We start from the raw sequence: 25,518 nt of genomic DNA, 5'->3' as shown, positions 1-25,518 counted from the left end.
TGAATAGACAATGAAAAATTCAAAATTAATGAAAGCAAGCGAGTGGGCCAATAGAGAGTTTACCAATAACTCTGCGCCACAAAATCGTACCATTAAGCACTGGATACTCCGTAAACAAATACGGGGAGCCATTATTGATCGTAAAATATATGTATATGAAGACCAACGATTTGGCGTTGCTCAAACCATAAGTAACAGTGTAGCGAAATTACTGGAGGCATCGGTATAACATTATGGCCAGGCCGAAGAATCATGCCAACAGGCATCTGCCTCAATTTGTTCGATACGAAGCAGATTCAAAAGATTATCGCTTTACACTAATCAATGGTGTGAGAAAGTCTCTTGGTAAAAATAAAGACATAGCGATTCAAATTGCCAACGAATACAACAGAATTATGCGGCCAAACACTGGCAACACTGTTGATTCGTTGATAGATGAATCATGTGATACAGGCATACCTTTCAAGCCGTTTGCTGCTCATGTTGATAGATTAATGCAAATAATCACATCCGAAGAGCAACCCAGCAAGCAGCTTAAAGAAACCATGAAAAATGATGCTGAACGCGTGAAGTTATTTTTTTCTGATATCGACACTAATAACATCGGCCTAGAACAGGTAAATGACTACCTGAATACCTATCACGCGAATGTCAGTGCTAACGTGTACAACCGTAAATTGGGTTTTCTAGAAAAACTGTTTGCTTACGCTATAGATCAATCACTAATGCTCGATAATCCCGCATCGCGCAAAATGAAAAAACGTAAAACAAAAAACAAAGAACGAACTCGCCTTAGCTTAGATGCATTTCAACAGGTTCATGCAGCTGCGCCACTTTGGTTGCAAACCGCAATGGACTTAGCCTTGCAAACAGCCCAAGCGAGACTAGAAGTATCACGCATCAAATACAGTATAAAAAAGCCAAAAGAAGGTATATGTGGCTGTGTTTGGTTCGACAAACCTCAAGATGGTATTTACGGTAAATTATTCATACATAGACAAAAAGTTGAAGAAAAAGAAGCCAGCCATATTGCCATACCTATTGGGGAAGCCATTAAACAGATTATCGACAACAGTAGAAATGGAATGCTGTGTCCATATGTCGTACACCGAAGACCCATTCGCCAAAACAAACAAAGTGAATTAACAGATCATCGTTATCAAGTGGACCCAAACTATATAAGTCGGACGTTCTCTGCAGTAAGAGACTCACTAAACTTATTCGATCATTTAGAAATGTCACAACGCCCCACATTTCATGAAATACGCGCTTTAAGCGCCCGACTGTTCAACGATATGGGTGTAGATCCACAAGGTAGAATGGCGCACACAGACGCCAAATCAACAAAAATATATGTGCGTGATCACTTAGAATGGACTGAAGTACCCCATGCAGAAATCCAATCTAAGTAGTCATTACTATAACTAATATTTATAGTTGACTGCATTTATAAAAAAATTTCTAAAAAGTACGGTCAAACTCAACTTAACCTATTGAAATATATAGCCGCAAATATCGCAGAATTGCAAAATATGTCGAAAATCTCAGTAGTAAAATCACCAGAAAAATATTTATAATAGCATTCAATTTCAATAGGTTAATATTATTAGAGTGTTTATCATGGGGTGTCAGGGGTCGGAGGTTCGAATCCTCTCATACCGACCAAATCAGGTGTTTTATTTCGATATATTATCGAAATTGACCTAAACAAAACCCCGTTTCAGCAACACTGAAACGGGGTTTTATTTTTCTAGTTTGTGTTGAGCAATCCAGTTAATTCTTTTATAGCCTTTAGCCTGTGACACAGTAGACTTCGCCACATAAAAATCAAACACTAAATCACTGCCTGAGAGTTCCGGCAACACTGTTAAAAAGCGAAATGGTCGCTATGGAGATTGATCAAATTGTTAGCTTAGTTTTAACGTTATTACTTTTGTGCCAGTAATAAGCGCTGACACAATTTGACAAAGTCTGAAGATGTAACGATACCAAGAACATTATTTTGCTCATCAACAACCGGCAAACAACCCAGTTTATTATCAATAAAATATTGTACGACTATGGTCAGCGGTTCATCTAAGCCTAACTTTTGTACTTTCGTGTCCATAATATCGGCAATAGGAGTATATCGCTCTTTTCTGTCTAACGCTCCTTGACCATATTTATTAAGCATATTCAATACACTGGCGATCATCTTTTTGTGAGTCAACATGCCGATGAGTTGTCCATTTTGCTCAGAAATAACCGGTAGATGACGCACATTACGGCTTTGCATCAATTGGTGAGCATCTTTAAGGCTGGCTTCATGACTAATGCACACCGGATTTGGGGTCATAATGTCGCATACTTTCATGGTATTACTCCTTTACAGCTGTCATAACATAATTCACTCCGAATGAAGACTATATCGAATACAGAATGCCGCGGGTAGCAAAATAAATAGGCATAACAGTAACCTTCATATCGACATTGAGCCAGAGACTAAATAGCCTTAAGCAACTCCTCTTAAAGGACTCAATGCTTTATCCAATTGATTAATTTTTTATGGTATATGTCTAGCAATACCATATCCTTAGGCTAAGTGATATCCCATGTCTTTAAGCATTTCGCGGTGATCTAGAGCTCCCGCCTCCCTTTACACCTAAAATACTGTCGTGACACTCACAAATAAGTCTTCTTGATGCCTAAGAGTAAATACCAAAGCATTATCATCAGAAGTATTCATCCGTCGTATGTCTGTTTATAAGAAAGTGAGTTATTTAATGCAATATAAAAATCAGCCACACGGATCGTTTCATAAAAGAACTGACTGTCTATAAACTCAATATCAATGCTGACTTTTACGTCATCTAAGCCACGACATAAAGCTTGTGGGCCTTTTTCTGTAATTTACAAAATTGAATGGCATGAATTGAACTTTCACACACATTTTTCTGCAGCATCTGTATGACAAGGTGCGACGATTAAAAGCAGTAACATTAGTACCTGTATTGATATTCACTGCACAACGAAATAATGTCGTATTTCAACCTTCATTTAAATCCTACAAAGACCAATATACTGAGTCATGTCCTGCTTAAATTGCTTTACAATATTGCACTGAGAAGCCGTAAAGAGATGGTTTCTAACCTTAGTTAATATTCACTATAACGGCCAATACGTTGATTATCAGCGTGACTTTCGGCATATGTACTGCAGATGATAATTCAGAATAATAAAAGATTGATAGCACCCTTTATATCAGCAGTCGTCGGCGTTAAGCTTAGCTCCATTTCCACATAGTAACTTTATCACTTCAGTATGACCCTGCTGTCTGGCACGCATCACAATGGACAACCCTTTACCATCAAGAGCATTAATATCTGCCCCTTTGGCCAATAAAAACTCCATTACAGCAATATGTTGCTTATTCGCGGCATAGATCAATGCAGAAAAATGCTTATTATCATACTGATTAACCTCTGCACCATGAAAGATAAGTTGTTGCACAGTATTGAGTTGACCTTGTTCTGCCGCAGCCATTAATGGCCGAAAATTATCACTGTTTTTTCCATTAACATTGACTCGGTTATCTAACAAAAGATTAATCGATTCCAGATCATTGTGCTCGATGGCAAGTAGCAAGGGGGTCATCTTACTTTCATCGCTTTCTATTTCAGTCGCGGCGCCATGAGATAACAATAAACGGACCATTGCAATATTGTGTGTTCCAATGGCATACAACAAAGGAGATGTTCCAGCATTATCTTGAGTATTAATGTCGGCTCCGTAGCTGAGCAATATCGTCACGATATTTATATCTGAACGATTTGCCGCCCAGTTCAGCGCTGTATGCCCTGTTTTATCTTTTATATTTACGCTCGCCCCTTGCTTAAGCAGAGTATTAACGACGTCGGTATGCCCACTCAACGCAGCGAGCATTAAGGCTGTACGCCCTATTCTGTCTTTTGCTCTGGCATCAGGACTTGCTCCCTCTTTAAGAAGTTTATTCACCGCTTGCACATCGCCAAAAGCGGCTGCATGAAGTAATGCTCTGCGTTGCTCGTGAGAGGGTTTCAGGGGTTTAGCATTATTATCCTGAGCATCAATCAATAACGGATTATGTTGCAAATCATTGCGTTGGTCTAATCGTTTGGGGTCAGCTTGGCTTGCTGAAGAGCGGGGTGGATTAGCATATTGTTGATGCTGAAAGTAAGCAGAACCTCCTTGTTCTCGATATCCAGGATAACCAACATTAGCACTATTTATATGCTGTTCATCTATGATTGGTGATTGTTTTAATGGGCTATCCTTAGCTTGTTCTTCTGATGTTGTTTCCTTTCCACCACGATAATTAGCTTCACCTTTACCAAGCTTAGGCATATTTTTCTGGTAATCGTGGCCCATTGCCGGTTTTTTAGCACTTTGTTTAGCTGTTGGGGTGACTGTTATTTGAACTACTTTAGTTGGCTTTACTGTTACTTGTGACGGTTTCGTGCTTGTTTCAGCAGGCGTAGCTGAAGTAACAGGTGTCTCTAATTGGGTTGGATCACGATTATCTTCAGCTGACAAAGTGATAATTGCCGAAGATAAAATAATAATCGCAATGAAGACAATTTGTATAATGCGCATCTGCTATTCCTATCCTTTCGGTCTATAAAAACGGCTAATAACAGTTTCTATTTAGCTTGAGTGAAAAGGAGAGAACAGCGCTCTCCCCCTTTGATTCACCAGTCAATCCTTAATTAAAATCTACGGATTTTGGTTATTGCAGTACCAGTATTGTTATCATTATTAAGATCGCCTTCGGCAAACACTGTCGCCGTCCAGATAATTTTCTCGTTTTTTAGGATATTGACTGGCCAGCTGAAGTTTAAAGATGTAGCAGCCCCGCCAGCTAAGTCACTAAAAGCCAAGCTAGGCAGGTGAATAACTAATCCTCTATTGGTTACGCCACTCACACTTACCTCGCCACTAACACTACTCTCTTTCAGATTGGCCACTTCGACAACCATAGCCACAGTGTCACCAAACTTAGCTTGTGCTGATGCAGCAAAGGCCGTCAATGCGACATCTACCTCAGTATTCACCACAGGTACTTCACCCTCATATTCGATGATAAGCTGCGCGTTATATAAAGCCGTCGATTTACTATCGCCTTTAATATAGACCGCAAGATCAAAGTCCGACGTCATCGGCAAACCATTGCTGGTGACAGGCGGTTCACCTGAGTCAGAAACAATTGTGACATACTCATTTGCAGTTACATCTACCCAGCCTTTACTCGTTGCGAGTGGAGAGGTTTCGCCCTCAGCCCAATCGAGTAAATTGATCACTGTTGTTGTCGGTATACCCACAGTATATTTCACGTTATCTTTGGCAAAAGGCGGCGCACTACATTCAATCAAGGGGATTTCCATTCCAGGAAGGTCTTGACCAAACTTATTAGGTTTAAGTCTCCAGCGTGGCCCAGAAACCAGCTCCCCAAGCGAAGCATCGGGCAATGCACTACCGATGAAGTCCTGAATATTTGGATCTGGATTTGTATCATAAGACCATTCAAATGGGTCTCGATTAAGGGTGGTATAGTAGGCGTTAGAATAACCACCAACAAGATCCGATGAGAAGGCATAAGGATGATCGGAGGGTTCTGAACCAGGAGAAGCTACAGGGTCTAGCGCTTTAGGGGAATTTTTTAGTACGGTACCGATTCCGATAAAAGACGGTTCTAAAGACCCTTCATCGGTATCAATTATGTCACTATCACCTTCATAACAAGGAACAGTACTTTTCCAAATAGCAGTGTCACCTTCACCTTCAATTCTATAAGATGGTTTACGACCTGTTGCCGCCTCATTCTCCAAGTCTTCAGGACGAAGTTGGTCATTAGGATTATTAGTGATCCAATGATTAACCACCAACTCTGCTCGAGTAACCACAAAGTTTGCTGCTGGATCTTTCCATTCTGCCGGCAATGCCAGCTGAGCATACATGCGAATATCATTAGGCCGTTTATGTATTCCTCCCCAACCATAAAGTGGCTTACCATCATCTTTGAGCTGTATTGAATAATCAGTACTTAAGGCAATATTATCTAACATATTGGTCTTATCATTAGGGAACATCTGACAGCCAATTGGATCATTATCTGCCACACAAGGTGTTGCCTTGATCAAGCGTTCATATGCTTTCCCACCGACTAAAACTTGGACATTATCATCCAGTGGTGCATTTGCACAGTCAAACGAGAGACTGCCGTCTGGTGTTGATAAAATCGCTTGGGTACCATCTGGACTGGCAAAAAAGTATGGGATGGTTTCATAACAACTAAGGGCATGCTCCATAACGGTATAATGTTCCGTTTCACATTTTACCGAGGTGCCACCTAACCCTTGACACCAAGTACCTAATGGAGGTTTCACCTTATATTTTTCGGTGGCAGCATTAGCAACTTGAATACCGATAATCTCTCCTCCATCGAGAATATTACCAACGAATCCTTCTAGGTAGTCACCATTGCGCGCTTTGGGTTGGGCGCCAAGAAAATCTACAACGTAAAATCCAAATTCACTATCGACGGGATATAACATCACCCCCGACTTATCAAGAAATGGAAGATTATCACTAGGACAACTGATTTCTCCAATATCACAAATAATTGATGGATCTTCAGAGAAAGTCACACCATTAAGTCCCCCCAGAACATCCTTAACTGAAAAAACGTGCACTGGCGATTCATAAGCCGTAGCACTCCCTATTGAGGCAAGCAATGCTATAGAAATAGCAAGGGCAAGCGGTTTTTTATTAAAATATTTAACAAATAACATAACAACCTCCTGTAATTATTTTGGGATTAAATTAATCAACCATAACAACCTCCTATATTTTATTTTTATGTAACTAAGTTGGGGCGGTATTAAAACTCGACAAGGTTTATGCACTCTGTAAACCTTGTTCGCCAGTCGATCCAACAGTCAAAACCTTAAACAACCGGCACCGACAGATAACATTTAAACCACCTTTTTATTACCAAAAAGAAACCTATTAAACATACCGTTAACCATACAAAAAATGTGGAAATATTCAAGAGGGTAAAATAGCCCTTAATCCATCAAAATGCGCTTTTTGACTTGAAAAATATTTAATTTCAATTAATTAAAAAATACGGGGTCAGATCAATAAAAAGTGATATTTTTGACTATGCTGATCAAGGAGTTGGCGTTCTCATTCTTTCGAATGACAACTACACATTTTAGCTTTTTAAATATTACGGTTATCTCAACAGAGCTTGCATTTACTCGCATAAAAATAAACGCTGTAGTTGATGTATGCAGTTCAAGCCAGAGAATAAAACCCGCTCATTTAGCTGGTCCTATGGAGATATGCGGAGTCGTTAAAATACTTTGGTTTAAACCGACTAACTCAACGGTTTATCTCTTTGAAGTTAAGTGTGGTATTGCTTCGGTACAACAGCCTTGAACCCATTAAAAAACCCAGTATCAATGACGCAATACTGGGTGTTGTATAAACTCAATGCTCAAAGACTAATTTATCGCTTCGTGTAGCTCCTGATACATTAACTCACGCATCTTAAACTTCTGGATTTTACCTGTCACTGTCATGGGGTATTGATCGACAAATTTGATATAGCGCGGCACTTTGAAATAGGCAAATTTCTCAGTGAGAAAATGACGAATATCGTCTTCAGTAATATCGGCATTGGCGCGCACTTTAATCCATGCGCACACCTCCTCGCCATATTTGTCACTTTGAACGCCAAAGACGGCTGCGTCCTGCACATCTTTGTGGCTATAGAGCTTTTCTTCAATTTCACGAGGATAAATATTCTCGCCGCCGCGAATGATCATGTCTTTAATTCGGCCGACAATTTGTACGTAGCCAAGTTCATCCATTTGACCGATATCTCCTGAATGCAGCCAGCCTACACTGTCAATGGTTGCGGCAGTTTTCACCGGATCATTCCAGTAACCTTGCATAATGCAGTAACCTCGGCTGCACACTTCACCGGGTTGTCCAACAGCCACCACATCACCAAATTCATTGATGATTTTCACTTCAGTGTGCGGCAATGCACGACCAACTGTGAGCACTTGCTTTTCGATGGAAGAATCAATCTCAGTAATATGATTCAACGGGCTGCACTCGGTTTGTCCGTAACCTATTAATACTTGTTTCATATACATTACATTTTGAACGCGGCGCATCACTTCTTCGGGGCAAGTGGCGCCCGCCATTACACCAGTGCGCAATGAACTAAGGTCAAACTCGCTAAATTGCGGATGCTCTAATTCAGCAATAAACATGGTCGGTACACCATGTAGTGCAGTACAACGCTCTTGTGCAGCCACGGTTAACGTAGTTAGCGGATCAAAAGACTCTCCCGGGTATACAGCTGCGGAGGCATTTATAATTGAACATAAACTGCCTAATACCATGCCAAAACAATGATATAGCGGCACAGGAATACACAATTTATCGACCGGAGTAAGTTTCATCGCCTCAGCCACTAAATAAGCATTATTTAAAATATTATGATGCGATAATGTCGCGCCTTTGGGGCTGCCAGTAGTACCAGAGGTAAATTGAATATTAATCGAATCATGTGTATTAAGAGAGTCAGCAATGCTAGCCAACACATGTTGATCATCAGCGTTAACCTCCACCAGCAAATCATTAAAATTAAGCATACCAGGGGTTTTGTCTGTACCCATGCGGATAACAAATTCAAGTTTTGGCAGTGCGCGAGCGGATAAACGGCCCTGATTACTGCTCAATTCTGGCAATAACTCATTCAACATTTGTAGATAATCGCTGGACTTAAACCTATCAGCACAAATCACGGCACGGCAACCAACATTGCTCAAGGAGTATTCCAGCTCTTCAGGTCGATAAGCGGGATTGATACACACCATAATGGCGCCAATTTTAGCGGTCGCAAATTGCGTTAAACACCACTCAATGTTGTTAGGCGACCAGATCCCTACTCTATCTCCTGCTTGAATGCCTAGCTGCAACAAACCTGTGGCAAGGGAGTCTATTTTTTCTTGATACTGGCGATAGTTCCAGCGGATATGTTGATGGTAAACGACAACGGCAAGATTATCTGGATAGGTGTTAGCAATATCATCAAAATATTGACCAATGGTTTTATTGATAAGCGTTATTGAAGTGGCACCATGGTATTCACTCAGAGTAAGAGGAAGTTGCGCTTGGTGTTGTTTGACCATTAAAGCCTCCGTGCATTTATTATTATAATGAATAATGTTATTCGTCTTATTCAAACTAACCAATGCATGGGGTCACTCACAAGTAAAAAAGGGGTGTATTAGACTAAAGATTAACGTAGACGAAAGGAATTTAGGCACCCAAAAATCAATATTTCAAGAATCAAGAATCAAGAATCAATGTTGGCTGAGATTGACCGCTTAAGTTACCTGTTCAAGTTAACAGCTAAGATTAACCGTTCAGATTAACCGCATGATTACATCGCATTTACGACTTGGACAATAAAAGGACACATTAAATAATCATAATAGCCTGTTTATAATAAAAATTTAATTTATTGCGGCCTTTTATTAAAAATCTAATAAACTGTGGTGCTTTATGATGTCGCAGTCGCTAAGTTTCCCCTAATAATAGCGAATTCACTGTCGATGCAGTCATGTTTAACCATTATGTCTTTGGCACATTAAAGCTTGTTGCTTGTTGCCAGATCTAAACCGTAATAATGTCTTTACATAACATGACTATCATAAGCTTAAAAATAAAACTCACCACTATTCGTCTCTTATCAATAACAGGATTACATATGACACCGGCGGCAACATCACCAAGCCAACTAAACACTACCGCCATTTTACTCGTGTTAGCGCTAGGCACCTTTATTTTGGGATTATCTGAATTTTCGATGATGCCAATGCTGCCATTAATTAGCGAGACATTTGCCTCTACGCCATCTCAAAGCGGTTATGCTATTAGTGCTTATGCGATAGGGGTTGTTGTCGGTGCACCGATTTTGATGCTGACAACTGCCAATATGAAAAAACGTCATGCATTGGCGATATTTCTGACATTAATGTTTATCTCAAATGGCTTAAGTGCCATGGCCACTTCACTTGAACAGCTTATTGTATTTCGCTTTTTAAGCGGTCTACCTCACGGCGCTTATTTTGGTGCCGCAATTTTATTGGCTGCCGATATTGCCCCACAACATAAACGTGCCAGCTATATGTCTAAAGTGTTTATGGGCTTAACCATAGCGACCATTGTTGGGGTTCCAATTGTCACTTTAGTCGGCCAAAACTTAAGCTGGCGCTATTGTTTAGCAGGTGCATCGGCTCTCGCTTTAATCGCACTTGTGTGCGTCTATGTGGTAATTCCAAAAATAGAAAATAGCCAACCATCTAATTTAATTAATGAATTTAGTGTGTTGAAAAATAAATTGGTGTGGTCAATTTTAGGCATTGTGATTATTGGCTTTGGCGGTGTGTTTTGTATTTACACTTATATCGCCGACACCATCTTAGTGGTGACACAAACCCCGGCCTACACGATTTCAATTGCCATGGTGATGTTTGGTATTGGTTGTACCTTAGGTAACTATGTATTAGGCAAAGCGGCCGATCGCGCCGCCTTAAAAACCACAGGTATCGCATTAGTGTGTACGATTATATTTTCTGTGGCCTATGTCAGCGCCAGCCATAATATTTGGCTATTGTATGCGGTGATTTTCTTTATTGGTTGCAGTGTGGGTTTAGCCACATTAATTCAAACCTTACTGATGGACGTATCGCCAAATGGTCACGCCATGATAGGTGCATTAGTGCAATGTTCATTTAACACCGCCAATGCTATCGGCCCTTGGGTGGGTGGTATGTTTATCGCACAAGGTGCCATGCCTAACGAGACCGGTTATGTGGCGGCAGTGCTATTTGCCGGCGGCTTAATCATGTGGCTGTTAAGTTATCTGCAAATGAACAAGAAAAATACTCAACTGGAACAGTGTTCAGCATAAATTAACAACGCTTTCCATTTTATGGAAAGCGTTGTTAGCTTCAAACTAGGTGCCAATATTAACTTCTGCGAATTTTAGCAGGAAGTGACTGACGAGCTGCCGAACCGACTACCCAATCAAATAATACGCCTTCACCTTGACGGGTTAGGTTAATTTCCAAATGGCCAGAAGTTTGTCCCATTAATACTTCATGGCCTCTGCTTGATAAGCATGAGATGCATTATAAAAATACCGCAACAGATAATGTTATGGTTTAGCTATAAGCAGCCTTCAAAACTTTCTCAATGCCCCTAAAAATAACTAGAGAAAAATACACTATCTAATTAAGGGTACAACTTTAAAACACCATTGGTAAAATTATCTAGGGATTATTTTTAAGCCATCTTTTATTAATAACACAATTATCTCGTTGACCTAAAAAATGATCAACGGTTCAAATAATGGCTGTCATTGATATACGTTACATTGAGATTTTTAATCTATTTAAGCGTAAATATAAAATAAATACCTTAGCGGTGAAATATTTCACGGGTTCTGCCTGTCTATACTGATTACATTACCCCACTAGGAATAATAAAAATGACAATTCGTCGATATCAATTACTGTCAAAAATCTGTTTACTCTCTAGTCTTTCTATTCTATCAACGTCACTTTATGCATCAGAAAAAACCATGCAAGAAATCGTTGATGCTGTTAATGGCACACCTGATATGGCGAGTCGAGAAGCAGGTAAAAAAGTCAAACTGCGCAATCATGCTAAAGGATTCTGTACCTCTGGATATTTTGCACCTAACCCTAAATTAAATGATGAATTAGCGATTCCTTTCTTTGATCAATCAAAGATTAATGTCACCGCGCGTTTTTCAATGGGTGGCACAAATCCACACGCTTCAGATAAAACTGCCGGACGCTTTATGTCACTTAAAATTGATGGTGACAAAGAAAATCTCAATTTTGTCACCACAAACTCACCGGTATTTTTTGCTGGTAACCTAGATGATTTTTTTACTTTTCAAGTTAAAGTAAAACAAGGGCCTGAAGGCAAACAATGGTTAATCGATAACAAACCTGATGCCAAGGCATTTTTTGACTTCGTTAAACAGTTGCCACCCAGTGCAAGTTTTGCCAATAGCCCGTATTTCGGTGTTAATAGCTTCCTATTCACAACCAAAAATAACGACATAGTTCCTGGTCGTTGGATTTTTGAACCTGCAGACGGCGTCGTTAATTTATCTCAAGCTCAACTTGCAGAGCTTCCAGATGACTTTTTAAAAGAAGAGTTATTAACACGAATTAAACATCAACCCGCAGTCTGGAATTTATTCATTAAGCTTGCAGAAAAAGATGATGAAATTAATAACCCAACGGTACTTTGGCCTGAAGACAGACAGCGTTTATTAGTTGGCCAAGTTATCATTAACGGCGAAAGAGATAACGAATCAACGATCCAAACATGTGGCAATGGTATTTTTAACCCTGTGTTGTTACCAAAAGGGATTACACCGTCAGCGGATCCTATTTTAAATGCACGGACTCCGGCTTATATTGAATCGTTTATTAGACGTCAGTAATAGCCCCTGACCGACACAGCATGATCCATTACATCTTTAGCAGGATCATGCTGTGAGGTTCAATCAGCCAGCGATATTTGCATTACGCTAAATGAAATCGTGATGGCTGCTCACTAGTAATTAACCTACCTAGCTTATGAATTTGTTAACTAACAAGGATCTATAATGAGCCTAATTGTCTATGGCGTGCCACTTTCTCCTTATGTACGTAAACTGCGTTTATGTCTGGCCGAAAAACAGCTCGATTATCAGTTGGTCATTGTATTGCCTTTTGACCAACCGGCTTGGTTTAAAAAACTCAATCCTCTGGGGCGTATTCCAGCTATGAAGGATGGTGACTTAACCTTGGCTGATTCAAGCGTGATCTGCCAATACCTTGAAGATAAATATTGTGAGCTTACTCCTTTACTAGGACAAACCGCAGAGCAACATGCCAAGGTACGTTGGTTAGAAAAATATGCTGATTATGAGTTGGCCCCACTGGTCACCTTTACCCTATTTCAACAGCGTATAATTAATCCCAGTATGGGCCATCTTTGCGATGAACCTTCGGTAATGTCAGCCTTAAATGAAAAACTCCCCATCCACTTTGATTACTTAGAACACACCTTAGGTAATGCTAAATTCTTTGTGGCACACACCTTAAGCCTCGCCGATTTAGCGTTTGCTTCTCAAATGGTCAATATGGAGCACGCAGGAGAGCAACTAGATGCACAGCGTTGGCCGAATCTTTCAGCGCTTTATACGCGGATCAAGGCCCGAGCATCAATGGCGGATTTATTACAAGGTGAGCAAAAAATATTATCTTCATTAAAAAAAGCCACATCAAAGCAAGCGTCATTTGAAATCTAATCAATAAAGGTGTGATGACAACGCAATGAGTCATGCAAAAAATCTCCCTTGCACCGATTATTTTTCATGATATTAATTGGTTATCTTACGAAAAATAGTCTGTAAACCTTCTTTGTCGACTAAATAATGGCAAGCGGTTTACCCAGTCTTTTGATTTTATCAATAGGCCAAACAACCAAGCATATTTGAATAAATGCTAAAATAGACAAAAACCTTATTCACATTGAGCTGAAACCTCAGTCGCTTCGTATTTAATAACAATCGTCATCACAAAGAGCACTATAATGTTTTCATTTTTAAAGCCAGATCCAGTAAAAAAATTGCGCAAAAGCTACGATGCAATACTAGAGCAAGCCATGCAAGCGCAGCGAAAAGGCGATATTAAAACCTACTCTTTACTGACGGCTGAATCGGAACAAATTTGGGCTAAAATAGTCAGTTTGGAAGCAGCGAGTAAATAATCCTATACTGAGCCAATACAATGAGTAAGAGATCAATGAAAGTCATCATTGTGGCTCGGGTAATATAGGTTCACTTGAATCCATGTAGGTTAAATAGTTTTGCCAAATATTATGAGTACGCTGCACAGTAAGTTGCAGCATACATCCTTGATACATAACCCCTCTTATTGTGCCATCTCGCCATAATTGGTATATCGCATGGCAATAAGACTCTCGATAAGTCAGCCAGTCTCTTTGCGATAGCTGGAGTGCTTCAAGCACTACAGGATCATCATGAAAAGTGTCACTAGCCTTAGCAATATATTCATCTAACCTAACTTGCGCCACTTCAAATTCCTGTCTAGCGCATTGATTAATATCAACCGTACTCATTGCTGCATCGCAATCGATATCATGTTCAGTTTCTTGTGCCCTGCTGGCACCACTTATGATTAATGTGAAGCTGAGTAACCCTACAGCCATATATGCCTTCATTGCCAACACTCCTGTGGTGTTTACCTTAATTCAACAATCATTTGTAGCTTATTGATAGTGAGATTAATGCTATTGTATTAATCTTGCTAATAAGTGCTTTGTATCCATAAGAGATAATCACTAAAATCACTTTATCAGTCATCGCTAATCTAAGTTAGATAATAAGGATATTATATTTTGCCTCTTGATCAACTGCCGATCCATTTCGCCCAAAAAACTGATTTAGCTGATATCCATCAACTTGAAAAGACGATATTTGGTGAACCTTGTTACCCTGCCTTTTTCTTTAGACAAGCTTTTGATTGCTGGCCTAAAGGACTATTAGTTGCCAAACAGGATAGCTCATTATTAGGCTATTTATTATGGGTTGAGTCGAACGCTCAAACTGGTGATGCTTGGATTTTATCATTGGCCGTTGCAACACAAGCTCGTGGTAAAGGAATTGCTCGTGGACTAATCAATCACGCTATCGCTACTGCCCGCGGTGAATCCAATGGGGCAATTAAACGTTTATTACTCACAGTTGCGCCTAACAATCTTGTCGCTTTGTCTTTATATCAATCAATGGAATTTATTATTCTGACTAACGAAAGTGATTATTTTTCCCCTGGTGAAGCAAGGTTAATACTGGCGCTCAAATTGTAATTTAAGCCTGCGCCTAGCTAATCATCGCGCCGATAAATAATACCCTTGAAATAACCCTAAGTTAATCACTGATTATCGAGAATCATTAAGCTGACAAATAAGTAATTTGTGAACCACAGCCAACAATCAGCCATCATTTAACGCTATGCTGCATTATTCATCGCCAACGATATACACACTTATAACACTTTTGTAGTGGCACTATTGGCATTCGTTGTGGCGTATTAATGAGGAAGAATGGTATGTGGTGGCGAGTAACCATAATTAGTTTAGCTTACCTGTTATTAGGCGCGCATTTTTTACGTTTTGATCAGCACGTCTTAGCCATTATTGCCATGACCTTACCATTACTCATGCTTATTCGGCATTCATTTACCCACACATTACTCAAGATAGGTTTACTGGTAAGCGTAGTATTTGTCTGGTCGGTCAGCGCATTTAATTTTATTGATATGCGCATTGCACTGCAACAACCTTGGTTAAGATTGGCCATTATTATGCTGTCTGTGATGGTATTTACTGTGTTTGCCGCCTTTTCAACTAACGGCCTCAATCAAAAATTGAGACGTTAGTTAATAAAAAATAAGCTTATTTTTTCGGTTTAATCCATTTATAAATAGTATCTTTACGGTACAGCAATAACGCCGCAAACAGCACAATATAAATACTCGGCTCAATAATTTCAGACTTTACCGACCAATAAAAATGGATAGGTGCCAAAATCGCAGCCAGATAAATCCAATTATGTAATGACTGCCAGCGCTTTCCCATGCGGCGTTTGATGCTATTAGGTGACGTTAGCGCCAGTAATAAAATGATTAGTAATGCCGCTGCGCCAACTAAAATATAAGGCCGCTTAATCACCTCTTCAAACAATAATCCCCACGCAAACAGTAAGTCTAAACTGATAAAAGCACTAATATGTAACAGTGCATAGGCACACACATACAAGCCCACCAAGCGGCGAGTTTGGATTAGCGCGGCTATCTTAAAACGTTTAGCGATAGGTGAAATAAGCAAAGTAGCTAACAAGCTATTAAGCGCTCCCATGCCCGTATAATGAATAATATACTGCACAGGATCGCCGCCCGCATTGTCAGTTAACACTAGCGCCACGAGATAAAAGGCTGGCAATAAAAAGCTAATATGTAACAACACCTTTAGCCAAAACAGCCCCCGAGCACTTATGCGCATTAGTAAAACTTCCTCAGGTCGATATTTTTATACAGCTCGGCGACTGAATCGCCATAACCATTGAACATTTGCGTCGGAATACGTTTCGCGGAGAAAAGTCCACCCTCCCCAATACTGCGCTCAGATGCTTGTGACCAACGTGGATGATCAACCTCTGGATTGACATTGGCATAAAAACCATACTCACTCGAAGCTAATTGATTCCAACTCGTTGGTGGCTGCTTATCCATCACGCGGATTCTCACTACTGATTTAATGCTCTTAAAACCGTATTTCCAAGGCACGACTAAGCGGATAGGTGCGCCATTTTGTGGCGGCAAGGTTTTACCATATAAACCGACGGCTAAAAACGATAAGTCATTCATTGCCTCTGCAAGCGTTAAGCCTTCAACATAGGGATAATGGATCCCACCACCCATTAAGCGACTCTTTTGTCCGGGCATTTGCTCCGGATCAAACAAGGTCTCAAAAGCAACGTGAGTCGCGTTACTTTGCACCCCAGCTTGTTTAAGTAAACTGGCTAACGAAAAGCCCACCCAAGGTATCACCATCGACCAAGCCTCAACACAGCGTAAACGATAAGTGCGCTCTTCAAGAGCGAAACGGGTCGTCAACTCATTAAGGTCTAAGGTAATCGGCTTATCAACCAAGCCATCAATGGTCAGTGTCCAAGGATCAACCTTAAAGTTTTGCCCATTGTCATAGGGATCGGATTTACTGGTACCAAATTCATAGAAGTTATTATGACGAGTCACTTTATCTTCTGGGGTTTTCGGATTGGATAACACAAACTTAGCGGGAGTTGTATATTGCAGACCTTGAGTCACAAAAGGATGTTGCGCTTTTTGCTCGCCAAATAAATCAAAAATACCGGCTTGAACTTGACCAGGCAAACTGGCTCCCAACGCTCCTAACCCAAGTGCTTTGATAATGTTACGGCGATCATTAAATACCGATTCGGGAGTCACTTGGTTATCAGGAATATGCCAAGCCGCACGTTGTTGTATGCCTTGAGTAAAGCGTTTTTTACCGGTCATAAATCACCTCAATAAAATATTTTTCGACAGCAAAGTATTACCATAATCTGCCATACTTATCTCAATAGACAGGTAAAAACCTATTTTTATTTCAGAACATGACTAAAAAAAACCAAAAGGCCGTCAACCTTTATCGATTGCCAAAATGGTGTCACTGTAAATGCTATACGAACCTATATAAGGGTTAGGTTTAAATTTAATCATTAACAATAATATTTGATTAAATCCTCAGTTTACCTCTTGCAGCGGATTATTAGCCGTGCGACCCTTAACCATTATTTTCTATCGGTTTTTGTTATGCCTTTTGCAGTGTCGTTAACTCCTCCTCAAATTGCAGCTTTGATTGCTGTCGCGTTTGTTGCCTTTCTCATTGGCGCCCTAATCAATCAACGATTAACTCGTAAACGATGGGAGCAACTTAAGCTTCAACATGAACAGCAAACGCTTCAACAACTCAATGAAGTCCAAATTGAAATGTCCAGATTACAAGATAATCTCGATGATAAAATTGATCACAGTAATCATCTGCAAAGTAAAATTGAAGATCTGATTGGCCAACTGTCTAGCGCAGAAACCAAAGCAGATCGGGTTAGTCTTGTTGAACAACAAATGGTTGATATTCAACATCGTTTAATGGAATCACAGCTCAATTTAGCGAAATCGAATGCAGTGCAACAAACGATTCTAGTCAAAGCTGAAACTGAGCAAAAATCATTACAAGATAAAATAGCCTTACTCGAATCGGCTGAAGAACGCCTTAAACTGCAATTTGAAAACCTGGCAAATCGAATTTTCGAAGAACGCAGTGAAAACTTTAAACAACAAAATGTCTCGCAAATAGACGGTGTTATCGGGCCGCTGAAACAACAATTAGAAGGCTTTCGACGTCAAATTCAAGAGTCGTACACCCATGAGCAATCTGAGCGTAGCGCGTTAAAGCATCAATTAGACAATTTGCGCGATCTCAACTTAAAAATGAGCCAAGATGCCATTAACCTGACCAAAGCGCTTAAAGGTGACAATAAGCAGCAAGGTAATTGGGGCGAAGTGATTTTAGAACGCGTATTACAAGAAAGTGGTTTACGCGAAGGCCATGAGTATCAAACACAGCAAGATTTAAAAGACGATAATGGCAAGCGTTTTAAACCCGATGTTATCGTGCATTTGCCTGAGCAAAAAGACGTGGTAATTGATGCGAAAATGTCGCTGGTCAGCTATGAGCGTTACTTTAATAGCGAAGATAAAGACATTCGCGACCAAGCAATAAAAGAACATGCGTTATCAATTAGACAACATATTAAGGGTCTTGGCCAAAAAGATTATCATAAGCTGCATGGGCTGAAGAGTTTGGACTATGTACTAATGTTCATTCCGATTGAGCCAGCATTTTTACTGGCCATTGAATATGATCCAAGCCTAGTTAACTTTGCCTTAGAGCAAAATATTATGCTGGTGAGTCCAACCAACTTATTAGTAGCTTTGCGCACCATCAACAATATATGGCGTTATGAGTACCAAAACCAAAATGCGCAAAATATCGCTAAGCAAGCCAGTCGTATTTACGATAAATTATGCGGTTACCTTGAAGACATGGAAAAGCTTGGCCGGGCCTTAGACACTGCAGACAAAAGCTATCAAAGTGCCATGGCAAAATTATCCTCAGGTAAAGGCAATGTCATTAGACAAGCACATTACATGCAGCAATTAGGTGTCGATACCAGCAAGCAGTTAGATAAACAATTGCTCAACCGGGCACTAGATGAATCAGTCGAAAAACACACTAGTGATAGTGAATTGCAATAATAAGTAATAATTAATCTTTATTTAATCAATAAGACTAATAGTGATTTAACAACGTACAACGACTGTTTAGCAAAAGCATTAATCACCCATTCTTTTTAGGAAATAAATTACTGTGGCGGAGATCCTTATTTAAATGCGTAACACTTGGGCAAACATGTTAATGGCTAGCGCATTATTATTCAGTACATCATTGGCCTTTATAAGCCAAGCTAATGCGCTGACCTCACAACAGCAACGCTATCTTGATGCTCGCCAAGCACTAGATAAAAACCAGCTGGATAAGTATCAAGCATTACGCAAAAAATTAGCCGATTATCCATTAACGGTTTACCTCGACTACCACGCAACCATCGACAGCATAGTGCAGTCTCCAGGTAGCATAGCACTCAATGCTATCAACAAATTTGATACTACACCGCTGTACAATAATGCCCGTTATCGCTATCTGCTTAACGCAGGTAAAAAACAACGTTGGCAAGACTTTCTGGTGATATCACCAGACACGCCTAATGATATCCGTCTGCAATGTTATTACTACCAAGCACAACTTGATGCGGGTAATAAAGAGATGGCATACAAAGGTGTAGAACGCATATGGGTTTATGGCTATTCACGTCCTAAAGAATGTGATGCGGTGATTAATCAATGGACTAAAGCGGGCTATCGCACTCAAGAACTTATCTGGGCCCGCATGCTACTTAGTTTCGACGCTGGCCAATCCAGTTTACTCAACTATTTGTCTCAAAAAATCACCCAACATGATGACGAAGCCAAACTATTATTGTCAGTGTATCGCGACCCAAATAGCTTACGGCACATGAAAAAATTTGCCAGCTCAAAACCTATCATAGGTGATATTGTTGATGCCGGATTGCGTAAACTGGCCTACAAGGATTTACATCAAGCAATTAAACTGTATGTAAAATATCAAAAATTAGATCGATTCAGTGACTTTGGCGGACGCCAACTTAATCGCTATTTAGTTCGCCGAGCACTGATAAAGCAAGACGATAAATTAGTGTCACACATTGACACCATGTTGCCATTACTCAAGTCTGATGATTTATATGAAATGCGCTTACGCTGGGCCATTCGTCAACAGGACTTTGCGACAGTAGAGAAGTATTTAGCCTTATTAAGCGACCAAGGTAAAGCTGATCCTCGTTGGCAATATTGGCAAGCTAAGATGACCTCTAGCCATGACAAAACCCGTGCAACACAACTGCAGTTGACCTTAAGTGGCGAACGTAACTTTTACGGTTTTAATGCCGCAGAAGCGCTCGGTAAACCTTTGGCGATGAATAATAATAACTTAGCACCCAATCCAGAATTGCAAGCTAAGTTAAATCAAGATCCCGGCCTTGCTCGCGTGATTGAATTAATGGCTTTAGATAAGCAAATTGATGCTCGTAATGAGTGGTTGTATTTAATGCGCCGCCATAACAGTGACATGACGGCACAATACGGTTTGTTAGCCTTAAAAAACGGTTGGCATGCATTGAGCGTTGAATCAAGTATTCAAGGTAAGTTATGGGATTCACTGGCACTGCGCTTTCCGGAAGCGGCTAACGATGAGTTCGTTAACGCCAGTAAAAAATTCTCCGTTAATATTGATGAAATTCGTGCTATTTCTCGTCGCGAAAGTGCCTTTTATCTCTATGCAACCTCAGGTGTAGGAGCCAGAGGTTTAATGCAGTTAATGCCAGCTACGGCCAAACAAACGGCTAAAAGAAATAAAATCCCTTTTAATAACGTAAAAGACCTATACGACCCGAAAGTGAACATTATGCTGGGCAGTGCGTATTACAGTGAATTACTTAAACAATTTGATCAAAATAGAGTACTCGCAACTGCGGCTTATAATGCTGGCCCAGGCAGTGTTAAACGCTGGTTAAAAGACTCCAATGGTCGCCTAGATGTAATGAGCTTCATTGAAACAATTCCGTACACTGAAACTCGGGAATATGTTCAAGCAGTACTGAGCTATCGCATGATATTCCAACAGAATAAATCATCTAAAGACGGTATGTTTAGTCGTAAAGAGCTTAGCTATCGTTACTAGCAATGATAAATCGTGACCCGTTTTAGCTCTGGTTTGACGCAATAATCGCCATTCAATATTGGTGTATTTTGCTAACATGGGTTCACAAGATAACCTATGATATAGGTATTGTGCTGGCATCATAGATGTTGAAGCGCTTGGTGGTGATTGATGCTAATCACAATGGTCACCTATCACCATTAACGCACAGTAATCATAAGCCCGAATGGCAAGGATAGTGATCAAATACTGAACGACAAACCGTAACCCACAATAAACCCTTTCGACAATAAACCAATAAGGGTTTATTGCAGACAAGTTGGAGTTTTCGTGTCGCAATCAAATATTCAAACATTACTCGCTCAACTCAGCCAAGTTCTGCTCGGTAAGCCAGAGCAAATAAAACTTGCTGTCGCTTGTATCCTCGCCAAAGGCCATTTACTGATTGAAGACTTGCCCGGCATGGGTAAAACCAGTTTATCCCAGGGTATTGCCAACAGTTTAGGCATGAGTTACCAGCGTATTCAATTTACCAGTGACATGTTACCGGCTGATATTCTTGGTGTATCCATCTACAGTAAAGAGCAGCAACAGTTTATATTTCACAAAGGCCCAGTGTTTAATCAAATGTTGTTGGCCGATGAAATTAACCGCGCTAGCCCGAAAACCCAAAGTGCTTTACTTGAAGCCATGGCAGAACAACAAATTACTATCGATGGCATAACCCATCAACTGAACTCACCGTTTTTTGTTATTGCGACCCAAAACCCAGTTGATCAAGCCGGCACCTTCCCCTTACCAGAGTCGCAACTTGATCGATTTATGATGCGAATTTCCATCGGCTACCCTAGCGCAGAAGCGGAATTAGCCATGTTAAAATCGCGCACTCAAGCGAATAAACCGGCTTCATTATCACAATGCTTAACCCCGCAAGAGCTAATGCTACTGCAACAACAAGTGGCGCAAGTGTCGGCATCTGATGCGGTACTAAATTACTTAATTGCCTTGGTCGATTTTTCTCGGCAACACAATACCGCTAACGGTTTATCGCCACGCGCCAGTATTGCTCTGCTTCAAGCTGCTAAAGCATGGGCTTTTATCAATCAACGCCAGTACGTAGTCCCTGAAGATATTCAAGCGGTATTTGCCTCAGTAGCAGAACATCGCATTCGCAGCAGTAGTCAATTTCAAGGCGAAGCATTGTCTGACACTATCCTCGCTAGTGTTAACCCAATACGTTAACGGCGCAGATACCCATGGCTAAATCGACGACAGCAAAAAAGCACTCTTCGCCAACCTATGCCAATGGTGCTATCAAGCCGTCACGGTTGCGTCGTTTAATTCCAGCATCGTTAAACCAGCGCTGGTCAAGGTGGATAAGTAAGCGCCTACCAGCACAAAAGCAAATTACCCTCAGCCACAAAGGTATTTTTATTCTTCCCAGTGGTTTTGGCTTGGTGTGGATTGGACTCATTGTTTTACTGTATTTATTTGGCACCAATTATCAAAATAACTTGGTGATTGGCTTAAGCTTATTACTCGCCAGTGTGTTTCATACCTGCATCATATACAGCTATAAAAACCTCGCTGGGTTAACCTTTAATCCAGTCACGCCGCCACAATGCTATGCTGGCGACAGCATGCCATTTCCCATCATGTTAACTGGTCATACTCGGCAGAAAAATCCCGATACCACCCACCAGCAAATTTGTTTGCAATTTACCTATCAGCGCCATGTCCGCGTCAAACAAATGCACGAGCAAACTATTGCTATCGTGCCATTTGAAGGGGCTAAGCGTGGTCAATTAACCCCTGGGCGGATCAAAGTCTCGTCCTATTTTCCGTTAGGATTATGCTGTGCATGGTCCTATGTAGACTTAGATATTCATCATGTTATTTTCGCTAAACCAGAAATGTGTGACATTGAGCTTGCAAGCCACATAAGTGACAATGATAGCCAATATGAGCACGGTAAATTACGCCCAGGCGTTGATGACTACAAAGGCTTACGCACTTATATTCCGGGGGAATCACTCAAACAAGTGGCATGGAAACAATGGGCCCAAGACAAAGGCATGTTATCCAAAGAGTTTGCAGAGCCTGAAGGATTACCTGTTTGGTTAACCTTGGCCAACACATCGGGCAATAACATTGAACACAAACTGAGTAAGTTAGCTTGGCAAGTTGATAAACTCAGCCAAACTCAGCAAGTATTTGGCTTGATTCTGGATGAGCATATTATCAGCCAGCAAACAGGCGAAGCACACCGAGTGGCTTGCCAAACCATGATTGCAACTTATCGTTTGCCCGCCAATATGAACCCAGATTTTAGCCCAAGTGATGTGACTTCCTCAACGGTAGGTAAATCACTATGACCGATAACTTTGATGCCATTATTAGTCGCAATACCTTGTTTTGGCTATTGGTCACTAATGTCGCCATCCTTAGCCCCTTGTATCAACAAGCCACCTTATGGAGCATCGGCATCTGTGCGATTTGCTTTGTTTGGCGAGTAGGCATTTTTCTCGGTAAAGTCGCTGCGCCACCGAAATTACTGGTAACTTCTTTGGCGATTGGCGCCGCGATAACCCTTGCTTTAGTGTCATCTGAAATCGGTTTACTCAATGCCTTGGTTAACTTATTAATTTTAGGTTATGCGTTAAAATACATCGAAATGCGCCAACTAAGAGATGTAAAAGCGATTGTATTAGTAGGGTATTTCCTTATTGGACTCACCTTGCTTGATCAACAAAGCATGCTTGATACCTTGCACTTATTGGCCGTTGCGGTGCTCAATACCGGTGTGTTAATCAGTGTTTATCAAGACAAATCCAACAAAGCGGCTAACCTCAGTTTTAGTCTAAAAATCATCTTACAAAGCCTACCATTAGCCATATTACTGTTTGTGGTGTTCCCAAGGCTCGGGCCTTTATGGTTAGTGCCCAATATGAAAACCGCCAAAACTGGATTATCCGATGAAGTCTCCTTTGGTGACATAAGTAAGCTCACTCGTTCAGCAGAATTAGCCTTTCGCGTCGGTTTTGACAACCCAGATGGCAGTACCCTAGGACCGGCAAACCAAGACTTATATTGGCGCACCTTAGTGCTGGAAAATTACGATGGTAAAACATGGCGCCAAGACCCAAGTATCAAACAAATTCAACAGCAGGCATATTTTAAAAAACCCGATCGCCAAGCCCCTGCTGCCAACAGCAATAATAGCAAAATCGATTATGTGGTGATTAGCGAACCCAGTCATCAAAAATGGTTGTATGGCTTAGATGAAGCGTTTAGCAATAATGATCAAGTGGTTGAATTAGCGGATTATCGTTTGTATTCACTCAGGCCTGTCGATCAGCGCATGAGTTATCGAGTGACCTCATATCCCGATCAGATTATGGATAAAAAACTCGATCGCAATACCAAACAGCTAAACCTTGAATTACCGCCCAACAGCAACCCAAAAACCCTTGAGCTTGGTTTACAATTTGCCAAAGATTATCCAGATCCGCAGACGCGCATTAATGCGATGATGAATTATTTTGCTGAGCAGGCCTACTATTACACTTTAAGTCCGCCGAGTGTTGGTGAGCAGCAAATTGATGACTTTTTATTTGAGAACCGTGCCGGATTTTGTGCTCACTACGCCTCGGCGCTGGTGTTTATGGCTCGCGCCAGCGGCATACCAACGCGGATGGTTACCGGTTATCAGGGCGGAGAATACAATGCCAAAGCGGGCTATTACAGTGTGTATCAATACATGGCGCATGCTTGGACCGAAGTGTGGTTAGAAGGCCAAGGTTGGCAACGTTTTGATCCTACCGCAATGATTGCCCCGCAACGGGTACTCGATGGGTTTGATGCCACCTTTGACAGCCAAAGCAGCTACTTACAAGACAGCCCGTTTAGCACGCTGCACATGAAGCAATACCCATGGTTAAATGAATTACGCCAACAGTTTGCCAGTGTCGATTATTACTGGAGCGTGTGGGTATTAGGTTTCGATGAACAACGAAAACAACAGGTATTAGCCAAGCTATTGGGGGATGTCAGCAGCACTAAAATCGCCTTATTGATGATGTTTAGTTTTATCATTATCGCGCTGATTATTGCTTATTATGCTGGGTTATTTAGTACCGTTCGCCAACAAGACCCACTCAATAAACGCTATCAAATCATTTGCCAACGCTTAGCCAAAAAAGGCATCGCCCGCCAACAAGGCCAAGCACCGTCCGATTACGCTGCGGCAGTCAGTGCACATTTAGGTGCCCTTGCTCCTCAAGTGGCAGCGGACTTTACGGCCTTGAGCAGTGCCTATGTAGCTCTTAAATATCAACCACTGACAGCGTCGCAAATCCAGCAACAACAGCAACATTTTAGCCAGTTATATCGTCGCTTGCGCCTGCGACTCTTTCGCAACTGATC

21 protein-coding genes are annotated in these 25,518 nt (G+C 40.9%); 13 read left to right on the top strand and 8 right to left on the bottom strand.

Going from position 1 to position 25,518, the window contains the following annotated elements; genetic code table 11:
- The first annotated feature begins 10 nt into the window (after window positions 1–10).
- Together H5114_RS03060 and H5114_RS03055 are read left to right on the top strand one after the other, a co-directional pair.
- The gene (locus H5114_RS03060) at window positions 11–229 is read left to right on the top strand and encodes a hypothetical protein (protein WP_182722164.1); all 219 of its coding nucleotides are present in this window, start codon (window positions 11–13) and stop codon (window positions 227–229) included.
- A gap of 4 nt (window positions 230–233) precedes the next feature.
- Window positions 234–1,412 (top strand): recombinase, encoded by a 1,179-nt coding sequence (locus H5114_RS03055; protein ID WP_220492424.1) that lies wholly within the window; start codon window positions 234–236, stop codon window positions 1,410–1,412.
- Between the two features lie 515 nt (window positions 1,413–1,927).
- On the opposite strand, the gene H5114_RS03050 is transcribed toward H5114_RS03055, so the two are convergent.
- From H5114_RS03050 to H5114_RS03035, 4 genes are all read right to left on the bottom strand, one after another.
- Window positions 1,928–2,353, bottom strand: coding sequence for an HPP family protein (locus H5114_RS03050; protein ID WP_182722163.1), 426 nt, complete (start codon window positions 2,351–2,353; stop codon window positions 1,928–1,930).
- A gap of 887 nt (window positions 2,354–3,240) precedes the next feature.
- On the bottom strand, window positions 3,241–4,611 hold the full coding sequence (locus H5114_RS03045; protein ID WP_182722162.1) for an ankyrin repeat domain-containing protein: 1,371 nt from the start codon (window positions 4,609–4,611) through the stop codon (window positions 3,241–3,243).
- Window positions 4,612–4,724: 113 nt separating this feature from the next.
- Window positions 4,725–6,806, bottom strand: coding sequence for a hypothetical protein (locus H5114_RS03040; RefSeq protein ID WP_182722161.1), 2,082 nt, complete (start codon window positions 6,804–6,806; stop codon window positions 4,725–4,727).
- A 717-nt stretch (window positions 6,807–7,523) separates the two neighbouring features.
- The gene (locus H5114_RS03035; RefSeq protein ID WP_182722160.1) at window positions 7,524–9,227 is read right to left on the bottom strand and encodes an AMP-binding protein; all 1,704 of its coding nucleotides are present in this window, start codon (window positions 9,225–9,227) and stop codon (window positions 7,524–7,526) included.
- A 581-nt stretch (window positions 9,228–9,808) separates the two neighbouring features.
- On the opposite strand from H5114_RS03035, the gene H5114_RS03030 reads away from it, so the two are divergent.
- The gene (locus tag H5114_RS03030) at window positions 9,809–11,014 is read left to right on the top strand and encodes an MFS transporter (protein WP_124016471.1); all 1,206 of its coding nucleotides are present in this window, start codon (window positions 9,809–9,811) and stop codon (window positions 11,012–11,014) included.
- A 58-nt stretch (window positions 11,015–11,072) separates the two neighbouring features.
- Here the strand turns inward: H5114_RS03030 and H5114_RS20445 are convergent, their stop codons facing one another.
- On the bottom strand, window positions 11,073–11,195 hold the full coding sequence (locus H5114_RS20445; protein ID WP_259395220.1) for a hypothetical protein: 123 nt from the start codon (window positions 11,193–11,195) through the stop codon (window positions 11,073–11,075).
- Window positions 11,196–11,593: 398 nt separating this feature from the next.
- On the opposite strand from H5114_RS20445, the gene H5114_RS03025 reads away from it, so the two are divergent.
- From H5114_RS03025 to H5114_RS03015, 3 genes are all read left to right on the top strand, one after another.
- Entirely contained in the window at window positions 11,594–12,586 is a 993-nt protein-coding gene (locus H5114_RS03025) for a catalase family peroxidase (protein ID WP_182722159.1), read from the top strand.
- A 165-nt stretch (window positions 12,587–12,751) separates the two neighbouring features.
- Window positions 12,752–13,438, top strand: a complete 687-nt coding sequence (locus tag H5114_RS03020; protein ID WP_182722158.1) for a glutathione S-transferase family protein — start codon at window positions 12,752–12,754, stop codon at window positions 13,436–13,438.
- Between the two features lie 284 nt (window positions 13,439–13,722).
- Window positions 13,723–13,899, top strand: a complete 177-nt coding sequence (locus H5114_RS03015) for a DUF6435 family protein (protein WP_182696992.1) — start codon at window positions 13,723–13,725, stop codon at window positions 13,897–13,899.
- 45 nt (window positions 13,900–13,944) lie between these two features.
- On the opposite strand, the gene H5114_RS03010 is transcribed toward H5114_RS03015, so the two are convergent.
- On the bottom strand, window positions 13,945–14,373 hold the full coding sequence (locus tag H5114_RS03010) for a lysozyme inhibitor LprI family protein (protein WP_124016468.1): 429 nt from the start codon (window positions 14,371–14,373) through the stop codon (window positions 13,945–13,947).
- Between the two features lie 177 nt (window positions 14,374–14,550).
- Here H5114_RS03010 and H5114_RS03005 point away from each other — a divergent pair, with 177 nt between their 5' ends.
- Window positions 14,551–15,018 carry an N-acetyltransferase gene (locus H5114_RS03005; RefSeq protein ID WP_259395219.1) on the top strand — a complete coding sequence of 156 codons (468 nt, stop codon included), beginning with the start codon at window positions 14,551–14,553 and terminating at the stop codon, window positions 15,016–15,018.
- A gap of 242 nt (window positions 15,019–15,260) precedes the next feature.
- Window positions 15,261–15,590, top strand: coding sequence for a hypothetical protein (locus H5114_RS03000; RefSeq protein ID WP_182696994.1), 330 nt, complete (start codon window positions 15,261–15,263; stop codon window positions 15,588–15,590).
- A gap of 16 nt (window positions 15,591–15,606) precedes the next feature.
- Here H5114_RS03000 and msrQ read toward each other — a convergent pair whose 3' ends face one another.
- Window positions 15,607–16,212 (bottom strand): protein-methionine-sulfoxide reductase heme-binding subunit MsrQ, encoded by a 606-nt coding sequence (gene msrQ / locus H5114_RS02995; protein ID WP_182722157.1) that lies wholly within the window; start codon window positions 16,210–16,212, stop codon window positions 15,607–15,609.
- A complete protein-coding gene (gene msrP, locus H5114_RS02990; RefSeq protein WP_182722156.1) occupies window positions 16,212–17,249 on the bottom strand; it encodes a protein-methionine-sulfoxide reductase catalytic subunit MsrP in 1,038 nt (345 codons plus the stop codon). Before msrP ends, msrQ begins: the two co-directional genes overlap by 1 nt.
- Before the next feature lie 297 nt (window positions 17,250–17,546).
- Between msrP and rmuC the strand changes: the two genes are divergently transcribed.
- From rmuC to H5114_RS02965, 5 genes are all read left to right on the top strand, one after another.
- Window positions 17,547–19,052 (top strand): DNA recombination protein RmuC, encoded by a 1,506-nt coding sequence (gene rmuC, locus H5114_RS02985; protein WP_182696995.1) that lies wholly within the window; start codon window positions 17,547–17,549, stop codon window positions 19,050–19,052.
- Window positions 19,053–19,185: 133 nt separating this feature from the next.
- Window positions 19,186–21,114 (top strand): transglycosylase SLT domain-containing protein, encoded by a 1,929-nt coding sequence (locus tag H5114_RS02980; RefSeq protein ID WP_182722155.1) that lies wholly within the window; start codon window positions 19,186–19,188, stop codon window positions 21,112–21,114.
- 309 nt (window positions 21,115–21,423) lie between these two features.
- Window positions 21,424–22,335, top strand: coding sequence for a MoxR family ATPase (locus H5114_RS02975; protein ID WP_182722154.1), 912 nt, complete (start codon window positions 21,424–21,426; stop codon window positions 22,333–22,335).
- A gap of 14 nt (window positions 22,336–22,349) precedes the next feature.
- On the top strand, window positions 22,350–23,468 hold the full coding sequence (locus tag H5114_RS02970) for a DUF58 domain-containing protein (RefSeq protein ID WP_182722153.1): 1,119 nt from the start codon (window positions 22,350–22,352) through the stop codon (window positions 23,466–23,468).
- Window positions 23,465–25,516 carry a DUF3488 and transglutaminase-like domain-containing protein gene (locus tag H5114_RS02965; RefSeq protein ID WP_182722152.1) on the top strand — a complete coding sequence of 684 codons (2,052 nt, stop codon included), beginning with the start codon at window positions 23,465–23,467 and terminating at the stop codon, window positions 25,514–25,516. The genes H5114_RS02970 and H5114_RS02965 overlap by 4 nt, the downstream gene beginning before the upstream one ends.
- Window positions 25,517–25,518 lie beyond the last annotated feature (2 nt).

This window comes from Shewanella sp. SR43-8 (assembly GCF_014163775.1).
Classification (GTDB): Bacteria; Pseudomonadota; Gammaproteobacteria; order Enterobacterales; family Shewanellaceae; genus Shewanella; species Shewanella vesiculosa.
The sequence above is the reverse complement of the archived record's forward strand: the minus strand, read 5'-3'. Positions and strand labels throughout refer to the sequence as shown.

What these genes read in the sequence shown, in the direction of transcription:
- H5114_RS03060 (WP_182722164.1), top strand. Translation starts at nt 11, where the DNA reads ATGAAAAATTCAAAATTAATGAAAGCAAGCGAGTGGGCCAATAGAGAG.
- H5114_RS03055 (WP_220492424.1), top strand. Translation starts at nt 234, where the DNA reads ATGGCCAGGCCGAAGAATCATGCCAACAGGCATCTGCCTCAATTTGTT.
- H5114_RS03050 (WP_182722163.1), bottom strand. Translation starts at nt 2,353, where the DNA reads ATGAAAGTATGCGACATTATGACCCCAAATCCGGTGTGCATTAGTCAT.
- H5114_RS03045 (WP_182722162.1), bottom strand. Translation starts at nt 4,611, where the DNA reads ATGCGCATTATACAAATTGTCTTCATTGCGATTATTATTTTATCTTCG.
- H5114_RS03040 (WP_182722161.1), bottom strand. Translation starts at nt 6,806, where the DNA reads ATGTTATTTGTTAAATATTTTAATAAAAAACCGCTTGCCCTTGCTATT.
- H5114_RS03035 (WP_182722160.1), bottom strand. Translation starts at nt 9,227, where the DNA reads ATGGTCAAACAACACCAAGCGCAACTTCCTCTTACTCTGAGTGAATAC.
- H5114_RS03030 (WP_124016471.1), top strand. Translation starts at nt 9,809, where the DNA reads ATGACACCGGCGGCAACATCACCAAGCCAACTAAACACTACCGCCATT.
- H5114_RS20445 (WP_259395220.1), bottom strand. Translation starts at nt 11,195, where the DNA reads ATGGGACAAACTTCTGGCCATTTGGAAATTAACCTAACCCGTCAAGGT.
- H5114_RS03025 (WP_182722159.1), top strand. Translation starts at nt 11,594, where the DNA reads ATGACAATTCGTCGATATCAATTACTGTCAAAAATCTGTTTACTCTCT.
- H5114_RS03020 (WP_182722158.1), top strand. Translation starts at nt 12,752, where the DNA reads ATGAGCCTAATTGTCTATGGCGTGCCACTTTCTCCTTATGTACGTAAA.
- H5114_RS03015 (WP_182696992.1), top strand. Translation starts at nt 13,723, where the DNA reads ATGTTTTCATTTTTAAAGCCAGATCCAGTAAAAAAATTGCGCAAAAGC.
- H5114_RS03010 (WP_124016468.1), bottom strand. Translation starts at nt 14,373, where the DNA reads ATGAAGGCATATATGGCTGTAGGGTTACTCAGCTTCACATTAATCATA.
- H5114_RS03000 (WP_182696994.1), top strand. Translation starts at nt 15,261, where the DNA reads ATGTGGTGGCGAGTAACCATAATTAGTTTAGCTTACCTGTTATTAGGC.
- msrQ (WP_182722157.1), bottom strand. Translation starts at nt 16,212, where the DNA reads ATGCGCATAAGTGCTCGGGGGCTGTTTTGGCTAAAGGTGTTGTTACAT.
- msrP (WP_182722156.1), bottom strand. Translation starts at nt 17,249, where the DNA reads ATGACCGGTAAAAAACGCTTTACTCAAGGCATACAACAACGTGCGGCT.
- rmuC (WP_182696995.1), top strand. Translation starts at nt 17,547, where the DNA reads ATGCCTTTTGCAGTGTCGTTAACTCCTCCTCAAATTGCAGCTTTGATT.
- H5114_RS02980 (WP_182722155.1), top strand. Translation starts at nt 19,186, where the DNA reads ATGCGTAACACTTGGGCAAACATGTTAATGGCTAGCGCATTATTATTC.
- H5114_RS02970 (WP_182722153.1), top strand. Translation starts at nt 22,350, where the DNA reads ATGGCTAAATCGACGACAGCAAAAAAGCACTCTTCGCCAACCTATGCC.
- H5114_RS02965 (WP_182722152.1), top strand. Translation starts at nt 23,465, where the DNA reads ATGACCGATAACTTTGATGCCATTATTAGTCGCAATACCTTGTTTTGG.